The sequence below is a fragment of the Agrobacterium pusense genome, assembly GCF_900102105.1.
In the GTDB taxonomy this organism is placed as follows: Bacteria; Pseudomonadota; Alphaproteobacteria; order Rhizobiales; family Rhizobiaceae; genus Agrobacterium; species Agrobacterium pusense.
The window spans coordinates 22964-34471 of record NZ_FNBB01000017.1 but is presented as its reverse complement, the minus strand read 5'-3'; the positions used below and the strand labels follow the sequence as shown (position 1 = coordinate 34471).

Below are 11508 nucleotides of genomic sequence, written 5' to 3'. Positions count from 1 at the left end.
CACACCATGGGCTGGATCAACTTTGAAAAGGAACTCTGAATGAAACCGGTACACCATCTTATCGATGCGAGAGGGATTAAGTTGCACGTCGTGGAGCAAGGAAATGGCCCTCTGATCCTCTTTTGCCACGGTTTTCCGGCGACCTGGCTCTGCTGGCGTTCGGCCATGCAGGCAGCTGCTGATGATGGCTACCGCGCTGTTGCCTTTGACATGCGTGGTTACGGGGAAAGCGACGCGCCTGATGACCACCTCCTCTACACCCCGTTTGACACCGTAGGTGACGTCATCGGTATCCTCGACCACTTCGAAGCAGATCAAGCGGTTTTAGTTGGGCATGATTTCGGGGCAACCGTCGCCTGGAATGCTGCCATGATGCGACCGGACAGAATAAGCGCCGTCTTCTGTGTCAGCGTCCCCTATCTTCAGCCGGGAGGCCCGAGCTTTCTCGACCGGCTTCGGGACCAGGGAAAATCCGACTTCTACATGTTCGGCCAAATGAAGCCCGAGGCCGATATCGCTTGGGCTGATGCCAGCGCCAGCATCCCGTCGAATTACTATTGGAGTTCCGGGGAGCCCCCTGAAAGCGAACGATGGGATCCCTTCGATCCTCAGAAAGGATTGCTGAGGCCGGATCCAAAGCAGCCGACCACCATCGATCCGGAGTACATCGAGGACCAAATTTCGATCTTCAACAAAACGGGCTTCCACGGTGCGCTGAACTACTACCGGGCGCTCGACCCCTTCTGGACGCGAGCAAGCCGGCTTTATGCTGGCGCGAGGATTCGGCAACCAAGCTTTTTCCTGACGGGGGAGCTCGATGGATTGAATATGCTAACCCGGCCCGATGCGAACACCCTGAGAGAAGGGCTCCCCGGATTGCTGGGCTTTGAGCTGCTGAAAAATCTCGGTCACTGGCCGCAACTCGAGGCGCCGGCTCGTTTCAACGATGTGCTCGTGAAATTCCTGAACAACGTCCGACCAATGCGTTAAGGGTGCTCGAATAGCGGCAGAAGGCGAAGCGGCCTTTCAACGGCGACGGCTTCGACGTGTCATGGCACGGGGCAAGCTCAAACATTCTATATTCCATCCTTCAATAAACTTTCGCTCTGGAACTTCAAGGCTCCGACTACAGGCGCTCTCTTCCGCGGCGTTAGAAACCTCAAGACGGCAACGGAAATGAATAGCAATCCTCAGGATGCAATTGATCTGTACGAGCGTATGGGAGAGCGCACCACGCAACCTTTCGCGCTGCGGTTACTGGATCATTTGTGCCCAGTGGAAGGTCACTCGATAGTCGATGTCGGTGCTGGCACTGGCGGCCTCGCCTTCGCCACCGCACAACAGGGCGCGAGCGTATTAGCAACGGACATCAATCCGCTGATGGTTCAACGTGCTACTGATCGTCTGAAGCCGTTCGCCTCATCTTCGGCCGCAGTGATGGATCTTCAAAGTCTGGCGCTCGACGATGGAAGCTTTGATATCGGCATTTCTAATTTTGGTCTGTTGGCTTATCCAACCTGGCAAAAGGGCCTTTCCGAGATGGTTCGGGTCACCCGACCCGCAGGCCGGATCGCGTTGTCAATTTGGACGCACGAAGATGACTGTTCACCGGCCCATCTTCTGCGCCGTGTCTTCCATGAATTGTTTCCGGACCGCGAGCTCTGGCCGACCAACTTTTTCCCCGTCTTTTCAAAACAGTCGTTTGTGGAACTGCTGCGGAGCGCCGGATGTACTGACGTTGACGTTCAGGTTGCCCAAGAAATTTGGACGCCTTTTTCGTCGCCACACGTAGTAAGCGAATGTGATCTTATGTTTAGAGGGTTTCCCGGCTATCGTTCTTTGGACGGGCACGATCTGGGCCTTTTGCACGAAAAGCTCGAAAGCGCATTCGGGCTTTATGCCGACGAAGGTGGAACGATTAAACTCCCAACCCGGGCCTTTCTGATCCTTGCTCGAAAACAGGAGGTGCTGCAGGTGAAGAAGACTTCCAGCGGCTGAGGTGAGGATGCCGCGTCGCGGGTCTCGCGTGACTATCAATGTCGAATCCCAAGATTCCAGGATTACTCCATGCCAAGCTATCTGGTCCTTTTCGTCCTCCTCGCATCAGCATGGCGTATTGCGACGGTGATCCTATCAGCACGCAACGAAAAGGCCTCAAACGTGACGGCGCGGTGGAGTACGGGACCGCCAACAGTATCGTGCTCGCCGCATCTCATGTCTCGTTCGGCGCCGCAGCAGTTGCCGAGTCTGCCTGTGGCATTCATCAGCTCAGCCACTCTGTGTCGCTTCTTGCGATCTCCGTATATGTCGCGGCGGCATTGGTTCTTGTCGCGGTCATTCGTTCTCTTGGTGGACTATGGACAATAAAACTCATTATTGCCCCACAGCATCGGCTCGTCACGACAGGCTTGTTTTCTTTTGTTCGCCATCCGAATTACGTATTGAGCGTCGTTCCGGAACTTGTCGGATTCGCTCTTGCACTGAACGCCTATTGGACACTTTTATTTGGACTGCCTGCTTATCTTTTACCGCTGCTCGTTCGAATTCGGCAGGAAGAACGTATCATGGTGCAAGTGTTCCCCAAGTATCGATGACAGATTGTTGAGGCATTTCTCCTCAGTACAATCGCTTAGACGAATCCAGTCCTTCCGAGCTTTCCGGGTGCCTCGAAGAATACCGATCCCCGCTTTGACATTCCAACCGAATGCAAGTGGTGTCCAATACAATGCTCGACACGGTGGCTGCGTCGTGGTCGTTCAGTGGCAGCCGGATAAGACAACGATGTGACGTCGCCGCAAAAGGAGCGAAAGATTGGGATGCCATTACCTCCTTTAGTCTGGACGGTATTTTTCTACGCAATAACCTAGCTCGATTGCGATCTCGAGACTTTGCAGTGACCACATTGGTTGCGGGAATGTGCCATGATCAACATTGAGTGCCATTGCGGGACATTTCCTTGAGAGCTATATTGCGAGTGTCGAAAAAGGCAGATTTGGTGTGGTCTAGCCCAAATCCTTCCGTCAACGGAAGCTCTGTCCTTGCGTAAAGCATGAGTCCCACGACGAGCATTGGACGCTGTATGGCGTCCCATTGTTCGTCCGTGTGGTTATCAAAATGATGAACCGCTCCGGTCGAACGACCATCAGGGAGCCGTTTATGGTTAATCTTCATTCCACTTATGACGTGGTGATCGCCGGTGCAGGACCTGTCGGGCTGTTTCTCGCATGCGAGCTTCGGCTGGCAGGCGTGTCGGTCCTTGTGCTGGAAAGGGCGGAAGACCAGCGCTCTCCATTGAAGCAACTCCCGTTCGGAATGCGTGGGCTTTCCTCTCCGACCATTGAGGCCTTCTATCGTCGCGGGATGCTCGGCGAAATCAGCGCGCCGCTCCGTGCAGAAATGCCATCGCGTGATGGCGACGCTTCTACTATTGCACACTGGATGCATCAGGCACGTCGCCCCGGCGGTCACTTTTCGGGCATCCAGTTCTTTGATGACAAGATCGATACGGAGCGGTGGGAGTACCGCTTGCCAACGCCAGCTGCCACCAACATGGCAAGCACAATGGAGCATATCGAATCCGTGCTTGCCGCTCGCGCAGTCGCAATGGGCGTTAAGATAAGGCGCGGCGTCTGTATCCATGATTTCGAGCAGTCGAGCACGGAAGTGACTGTTCGCGCCGGTGGTGAAATCTTCAGAGCGCTCTGGCTTGTCGGTTGCGATGGTGGGCGCAGTACCGTGCGCAAGGTCGCAGGCTTTGAATTCGTTGGGACCGATCCCGAATTCACCGGCTATTCCGTCCAGGTCGAGATGGATGATCCGGACCGGCTTCCGACGGGCCGCCATTACACCCACACCGGCATGTTTACCTACCAAAAGCCCGGTACTGTGGCTATGGTCGATTTCGACGGAGGCGCGTGCCATCGCAAGCAGCCTCTTACACTTGATCATGTGCAAAAGGTGCTACGTTATATCTCAGGCACCGATGTCACCTTGACGACGCTCCGGCTCGCGACAACATGGACGGACCGCGCATTCCAGTCGACCACGTATCGCAAGGGAAGAGTGCTGCTTGCCGGTGACGCGGCACACATCCATTCTCCTTTGGGCGGTCAGGGCCTTAACCTCGGGCTTGGAGACGCAATGAATCTGGGTTGGAAACTGGCCGCCGAAATTCGCGGCGACGCGCCGCGCGGTCTACTGGATAGCTACACCATCGAGAGGCATCCGGTTGGAGCCCAGGTTCTAGATTGGTCGCGGGCTCAGGTGGCGATCATGCGCCCCAGCCGAAGCTCACGCGCTCTCGAGGCAATCTTCCGTGATCTCATCGACCTGCCTGATGGCGCAACCTATTTTGCCGAACGCGTATGGGGGATCTCCCTTCGCTACGATCTGGGGGGAACCCATCCGCTGGTCGGCCGCAGTACACCAGATTTCAGGCTTGCCGACGGGTCAAGGCTCGGCGAACATCTCAAAAAGGGCCAAGGATTGTTGCTGAGTTTTGGAGCGGGATCGCCTCTGGAAGAAATCTCGCGGCAGTTCTCCTCGCGGATCACCTATATTGCGAGCGACCTCGAAAACCCCTTGGGCTTGGAGGCGATACTCATAAGACCTGACGGCTTTGTCGCCTGGGTCGGCAAGGCGCCTATAGACCAGCAGGAGTTTCTCGAGGCTGCGTCGCAATGGTTTGGCAGACCTGAAAGCCGAGCCAATGAGCGGTTGGGATCAACAGCAGATGCCTGATAGGTGCCGGTCCCTTCGGTTTATCGCAGAGTTCGGGGCCGTGAGCGCCTAGTCCATCATACCGTTGCTGACTGCGCGCCTCGATCTCAGATCTCAATGACGATCTTGCCGAAATGACTACCAGCCTTCTGATAGGCGAACGCGTCAGCCAAAGATGCAAGCGGAAACCTCCGTTCGATGATCGGGCGGAGGTTCACCCTCTCGACGAATTCTACAAGAGCCATCTGGTCCGCCCGGCTTCCTGCAAGGCAACCCTGCAGAAGGATTTGTTTCGCCAGGATCGGGATGACAGGGACGGTCGCGCTTTTCCCGCCAAGGATGCCGACCATGGCGATGTGTCCGCCGATGCGTACAGCTTCAATCGAATTTGTAAGCGTCTCGCCACCCCCGACGTCAACAACGTGGTCCACCCCTCGATTATCCGACCATTCGAAGGTTTGTTTTCCCCAGTCGGGGTTGGCCCGGTAATTGATCGTGTGGGCCGCCCCAAGCGCCCTCATCCGCTCGAGCTTGTCGTCCGAAGAAGACGTCGCGATAACTGTTGCGCCGGCAGCTCTGGCAATCTGAAGTGCGAAAATGGAAACGCCACCGCTACCTTGAACCAGAACACGATCGCCGGCCTTCAGCCTGCCATTAACCATCAAGGCGCGCCATACGGTGACGGCGGCAGAAGTCAACGTGGCCGCCTCTGCCGGAGTGAAGCCTTTGGGCGCGTGCGTAAAAGCAGTCGCTGGAGCGGTCACGTATTCGCGCGCGTAACCATCCACCCCATCGCCGGGTGTCTGGGAGAAGTCACTGACTTGTGGCGGCCCATCCTGCCACTGAGGGAATATGCACGAGACAACAACATCTCCCGGCGAGAATTCTCGGACACCCGGACCGACTGCCGTCACGATGCCGCTCGCATCACCAAGCAGTATCCGGGCATCCTCGGTCTCCGCCAACTCGGACGACTTGATCGCCGCTGCCACTTCAAGGTCATGGTAGTTAAGAGAGTTTGCATGGATGCGAATTGTAATCTCACCATTTCCAGGTGCGGATGGCGGATCGAGGTCGACCATGTGGATCCGGTCGAGACCGCCGGGCGCGGCAAGGGACATGGCTTTCATGGTGCGGCACCTCCAAAATGTTGTGGTTGTGAGTGAGTTTTAGGCAGCAACATCGCGGGATCGCCCCCGGATATGCGCTGTCCCCGCTAGCTCGCTTCGAAAAGATGGTCGAGCCTGATCGGGAGTTGGCGAACCCGCCTGCCCGTGGCGTGGTAGACAGCATTGGCAACTGCCGCCGCGACGCCCACGACACCGAGCTCGCCGACGCCCTTTATTCCCAAAGGGTTCACAACCTCGTCCTTCTCATCCAGCATCTCCACAGTCACATCCTTCACGTCGGCGCAAACGGGGAGAAGATATTCGGCGAGGTTGCCATTCACGTACCGGCCGCTGCGGGGATCGACCAACGTTTCTTCATGAAGACCCGAGGCAAGACCCCAGATCATCCCGCCCATCAACTGGCTATGCGCAGTCCGCCGGTTCATGATACGCCCAGCGGCGAACGCTCCGACCATTCTAGGAGCACGTATCACTTTCGTCCTGCGGTGGATTTGGACTTCTACGAACTGAGCGCCGAAAGCATACATGGCATGGGTGTCGGTGATCGGACCGACCGCACCCTCCGTGCCGGCCTGGACGGAACGGCGTGTTTCTGGCGGCATTCCAGGTGGTGCCCAATCAAGCTGCTCCTCGATCGTGTTCCCGTGCACGCGGGAAAGCACGTCGGCGATTGTTGTCTCAATTCTGCCATCGCTGATCGTCCCAGCCTTTACGTCGAGATCATTCAGATTGCGGCCGGCAAACGGACCTTGCGCGTCAGAGACCGAAGCTTCGAGCAGGCGCTGTCGAATTTTATTGGCAGTCATCAACGTCGCCGGCGACACGCTGGCCGTTCCCCGAGACCCTGCGGCCATCGACCCGAAGGGCAGATTACTGTCACCGATAATCGCCTGCACGTGTTCGATTGCAAGGCCGACGCTAGCAGCGGCAACCTGCGAGACAATTGTGGCAAGTCCCGTGCCGATGTCCTGACCGGCCAGGCGGACTTCCAGATGTGGCTTGCCGTCGGTGAGACGAAGTTTCATGCGCACGCTAGCCGGGCCAACGTAGGTTGGATAAAGCGCCGAAGCACATCCCCAGCCCACCAGCCAGTCACCATTACGCATTGACCCGGGTTGGTGGTCGCGGGCTGCCCAGCCGAACAGTTCTGCCCCCCGACGATAGCATTCTGTAAGTGATCGGCTTGAAAACGGCACACGTTTGGTTGGATGAACGGTGGGTTCGTTAAGGATACGCAACTCGATCGGATCAATATCTAGCGCGACCGCCAGCTCGTCCATGGCGCTTTCCAGCGCAAAGAAACTTGACATTTCCACCGGCGCTCGCATCGGTCCCGGTGCGTTCGCGTCCGTCGGCACTGAATGATCCCGGCCGCGTACATGGGGAGCGTCGTACATGGCGACGGTTGCTTCTGCCCCTGGAATACCAGCAGGATCCGAGCGCGACGTCTGAGCCCAGTAGTCATGCGCAACAGCGAGCAACTTGCCGTTTCTCTGCGCGGCCAGTTTGACCCTGCTCACAGAGCCTGGCCGGTAACTGCCAATCGTGAACATCTGTTCCCGGGTGACGTGAAGCTTGACTGTTCGCTTGATACGGCGCGCTGCGATTGCAGCCGCGACGGTATGAGGCATCGCCAGAGCCTTGCCTCCAAACGCGCCACCAACAACACGGGAGACGACCTGAACGGCGTTTTGTTCAAGGCCCAACTGCTGCGCCAGGTGCGCGCGCAGGCCGTAAAGCCACTGGGATGGCTCATAGACAGTGAGGGTCCTCTCATCCGGGCTCCAGCGCACCGCGCAGGAGTAGAGCTCGATGGAGTTATGATGTTCGATAGCCGTCTCGTATTCCGCATCGACCACGACGTCGGCCTTGTCGAAGGCCTCATCGACATTACCGAAAGTCTGATCATGGGCTTCTTCGACCGGAACGGCTATCGGACTCGGCCGATCCATGGCCAGTTTGATGGTGGACTTAGGTCCATCATCGGCGAGATCGTACTCGACGTTAATCAGGCCTGCTGCATAGCGGGCGGTCTCCAAGTCATCCGCGACGAGAATGGCAATCGGCTGCCCGGAATAACGGATCTCACTAGTTGTAAAGGGTTGGAAGACCGTGTGCGACTGTCCTTTGGGATAAACCGCGTTGATCGGCGGCAACATGTCCATGTTGGTATGATCGAGGATGAGCCGCACGCCGGGCACCGACTGAGCCGCTTCCTTTTTGATCGAATGAATGGTGCCCTTCGCCACGGCGGACGTTATGAGCACCGCATAGCTAACATCGGCGCCTGAGACTTCGTCAGCCGCATACCGGGCGGAGCCCGTGACTTTAGCTGGTCCATCCACTCTCGCTGGAGAGCCAAATTCCAGGCCTGGGGATCCTTTCGCCTCATCGCTTGCGACCTCGGCCGTTGTCCCTGGATCGGCCGTGGCCGCACGTGCTGCAACAGGCACGAATGCTGCAGCAGTCGAAACTCCAAGAAAGCCTCTGCGGGTTATTCTGCCGTTGCTCATTTCGATATCCTCGGGTTAGGACGATTGAGGCCGTTTTCGAACCTAACCATTGGAGTTCTTCAACGAGAAGAGCGCATCCGCGAGCACGCCCTCCATGAGAGCCAACTTGAATTCGTTATGTGCCCGTGGTGTGGCTCCAGCCATGGAGAGCCGGCCGGCCTCGGTCACGGTTTCGTCGTCTATCCTACGGCCGCGCAAAAAACTCTCGACGTTTCTGGCACGCCAGGGGACCGTCGCGACGCCGCCCAGACCGACCCGTGCTTCGACGATCGTGCCGTCACTGGTGGTCTCTATTCCTGCCGCTACAGAAACGACGGCAAACTGGTAGGACTCCCGGTCGCGAATTTTCAGATAGGTTGAATGACGTGAAGCGGCGTTGGCTTTGACAATAACAGCGGTTATGAGCTCTCCCCTCGACAGATTATGCTCGATCTGGGGTGTGCCCTCCGGCTTCCGGTGAAGTTGCTCGAACGGAACGATCCGGCGCCCGGCAGGTCCCAAAATCTCGACCACGGTGTCACAGGCCGCAAGCGCGACGCAGAGGTCTGATGGGTTCAAAGCAATACAATGGTCGGAAACGCCCAGCAGGGCATGTTCGCGATTGATTCCGCCGATCGCATCACAACCCTCGCCCGGATTTCGTTTATTACAGCGCGTTGCGATGTCCCGGAAATAGGGGCAACGTGTCCGCTGAAGCAAATTTCCGCCAATCGTCGCCATATTGCGAAGCTGCGCGGAGGCGCCCTTGTTGAGGGCTTGTGCAATGACCGGCCAGGAGTCTTTCACCAGGGGGTGATCGGCCACATCGCTCATCTTGGCCAGTGCGCCAACACGTAAATTGCCGTCGGTGTCTCGTCCAACCCCTTCAAGGCCAGGAAGTCCAGTGATGTCCAATAGTGACGAAGGGCGCTCGATCGTCAGCTTCATCAGGTCGATCAGGTTCGTTCCACCGGCAATATACCGCGCGCCTTGATCTTGCTGAGCATTGAGGATTGCGGCTTCCGCATACGCCGGAGTCTGTAGCGTGAATGGATACATTTCAACCAGCCATGGTTCTGGCGCCGTCGCGGATGGCCGCGAGGATTTTCGGGTAAGCGGCGCAACGACAGAGGTTGCCGCTCATGAATTCGCGTACTTCATCGTCGGACCCGAGCCGTCCTTCACGGACAAGCGCCACAGCCGAGACAATCTGTCCGGGCGTGCAATAGCCACACTGGAAGGCGTCGTGTTCGACGAACGCGGCTTGCATGGGATGCAGGGTCCCGTCGGGCGAAGCGAGACCTTCTATTGTGGTCACTTCCTGCCCTTGGCAGCGCGACGCAAGCGTCAGGCATGACAGCACACGCCGCCCATCGATCAGGACAGTACAGGCTCCGCATTGGCCGTGATTGCAGCCGACCTTAGTGCCGGTGAGGCCAAGCCGCTCTCGCAGCGCGTCCACCAGCGTCACCCATGGCGCGAGCTGGAGACTGTAACTCGTTCCGTTGACTTTAAGTGCCACCGGCGCCGTCCCGCGTTCCAGAGCGATGCCAGCTCGTTTCTCTTCAGCCATCTGCTCCGAACCTCCGGAAGACGTGGGGGAACTGGACCCGCCGAGAAGCGGCTCCGCGTTCAGCGAAGCTAGACGGCGCTTGTGCAGGCGATCAATAACGGGACTTGCTACTCTTTGCAGATCTTGCGTTTTTGTTCATCGCCCGCCAAGCCGGAACGCATGTGGCGGCACTCCGTATACGCTGCGAAACGCTCGCGAGAAGGAACTTGAGTCACGATAACCGACTGCCTCGCCCACTTCAGCGATACTTAGTTCCGGGTCGGCAAGAAGCTGAGCGGCCCGCTGCATCTTGCGCTGCTGGATATAGCGCGCCACACCCATGCCCATTTCGCGACTGAACTGCCGCGAGAAGTGATAAACGCTCAAGCCCGTCAGCGCCGCAAGCGACGAAAGGGAAATGTTTACAGAAAGGTTTGCGTCCACAAACTCGGCCGTCCGTCGCAGCGCAGAGCGCGACAGTGCCCTCGCCCGAACCGGCTGTGGCGAAAACCCTGCGGTCGAGGCAAGGTGCATTGCCATTGTTGCCATGACAGATTCCATGAAGGCGCGCGGCGGATCAACATCAGACGATAGCCCGTGCAGCTTCATCCCGAGCTGCCAAAGAAATTCGTCCTTCATTCCAATCACGGGTCGGAACGAAAAAGAGTTCACGTCCCGCTGGAAGAGGTCGGCAGCATGTTCACGGATGAAGCGCGGCTCGAGGCTGACAAGGGTCAATTCAGCGGCCTCGTTCCAACTTGAGGCGTGGGATGAGCCTGCGGGCCGAATGTGTATTGAGCCCGGTGTGATACGATCAACCCTGGGGATCCCCCCTTCGTGGACCGACCGCAACTCGGTCACCCCTTGCCGGTGGAAGGTGACGTGATGATCCACCCTGACGATCTCGCCAGTCTCGCCTGCTACGATTGACACTCTTTGGATCGCGCCGACACCTGTTAGCGAAACATGAGGCGGGCCCTCGCACGCTACGATCTGCGTCAACGAAGTCTGTTCTTTTAAATCCCTGCCTTGAACAAAAAACGGCATGAACGTACCTCCGAGCGAGATGCTAATCAGGACCTTCGACTGACTTTGGCCCGGTTCGGCGAGGCTTCGTCTCCACGAAGCCCGCCAATGGTCCTGGGGCTTGCAAAGCGCCGCCCCACAAACACTCGCTTCAGGATGATGCGCCGGTCGGAATACGTGCGACCACCTTGATCTCAAAAGAGAACCCGGCGAGCCAGTTGACGCCGACAGCAGTCCAGTTCGGATAAGGTGAGCTCGTGAAGAATTCCTGCCGCACCGCCATGACCGCCTCAAATTGATTTTCAGGATCGGTGTGGAAGGTTGTCACATCGATAAGGTCATCCAGCGTGCAGCCCGCTGCGGAGAGCGTCGCTTCGAGATTGCGAAACGCCAGCCTCACCTGCTTTTCAAAATCGGGCTCCGGCGACCCGTCGTCGCGGCTCCCCACTTGTCCGGAAACGAACAGCAAGTCACCTGACCGGATAGCGGCCGAGTAGCGGTGAACATCATAAAGGGAATGTCTGTTTTCTGGAAATACTGCCTGGGGCTTGGTCATCTTCACTTCCTTAAATCGCGAGGCACCAGGATA

At 57.6% G+C, this 11508-nt stretch carries 10 protein-coding genes; 4 read left to right on the top strand and 6 right to left on the bottom strand.

Annotated elements, in window-relative coordinates:
- Positions 1-39 precede the first annotated feature (39 nt).
- The 4 genes from BLU28_RS24500 (at position 40) to BLU28_RS24485 (ending at position 4740) form a co-directional block, all read left to right on the top strand.
- Complete coding sequence (locus BLU28_RS24500; protein WP_077986114.1) at positions 40-990, top strand: alpha/beta fold hydrolase; 951 nt, start codon at positions 40-42, stop codon at positions 988-990.
- Positions 991-1176: 186 nt separating this feature from the next.
- Positions 1177-1998, top strand: a complete 822-nt coding sequence (locus tag BLU28_RS24495) for a class I SAM-dependent methyltransferase (RefSeq protein ID WP_077986115.1) — start codon at positions 1177-1179, stop codon at positions 1996-1998.
- A gap of 38 nt (positions 1999-2036) precedes the next feature.
- On the top strand, positions 2037-2594 hold the full coding sequence (locus BLU28_RS24490) for an isoprenylcysteine carboxylmethyltransferase family protein (protein WP_077986116.1): 558 nt from the start codon (positions 2037-2039) through the stop codon (positions 2592-2594).
- A 562-nt stretch (positions 2595-3156) separates the two neighbouring features.
- Positions 3157-4740 (top strand): FAD-dependent monooxygenase, encoded by a 1584-nt coding sequence (locus tag BLU28_RS24485; RefSeq protein ID WP_077986146.1) that lies wholly within the window; start codon positions 3157-3159, stop codon positions 4738-4740.
- Positions 4741-4826: 86 nt separating this feature from the next.
- Here the strand turns inward: BLU28_RS24485 and BLU28_RS24480 are convergent, their stop codons facing one another.
- From BLU28_RS24480 to BLU28_RS24455, 6 genes are all read right to left on the bottom strand, one after another.
- Complete coding sequence (locus tag BLU28_RS24480; RefSeq protein WP_077986117.1) at positions 4827-5849, bottom strand: zinc-dependent alcohol dehydrogenase family protein; 1023 nt, start codon at positions 5847-5849, stop codon at positions 4827-4829.
- Between the two features lie 86 nt (positions 5850-5935).
- Entirely contained in the window at positions 5936-8362 is a 2427-nt protein-coding gene (locus tag BLU28_RS24475) for a xanthine dehydrogenase family protein molybdopterin-binding subunit (RefSeq protein WP_077986118.1), read from the bottom strand.
- A 42-nt stretch (positions 8363-8404) separates the two neighbouring features.
- On the bottom strand, positions 8405-9400 hold the full coding sequence (locus BLU28_RS24470) for an FAD binding domain-containing protein (RefSeq protein WP_077986119.1): 996 nt from the start codon (positions 9398-9400) through the stop codon (positions 8405-8407).
- Position 9401: 1 nt separating this feature from the next.
- Positions 9402-9914, bottom strand: coding sequence for a (2Fe-2S)-binding protein (locus BLU28_RS24465; protein ID WP_077986120.1), 513 nt, complete (start codon positions 9912-9914; stop codon positions 9402-9404).
- 135 nt (positions 9915-10049) lie between these two features.
- Positions 10050-10940: a helix-turn-helix transcriptional regulator gene (locus tag BLU28_RS24460; protein ID WP_077986121.1), complete on the bottom strand. Its 891-nt coding sequence runs from the start codon at positions 10938-10940 to the stop codon at positions 10050-10052.
- Between the two features lie 130 nt (positions 10941-11070).
- Positions 11071-11475, bottom strand: a complete 405-nt coding sequence (locus BLU28_RS24455; protein ID WP_077986122.1) for a RidA family protein — start codon at positions 11473-11475, stop codon at positions 11071-11073.
- Positions 11476-11508: the final 33 nt, after the last annotated feature.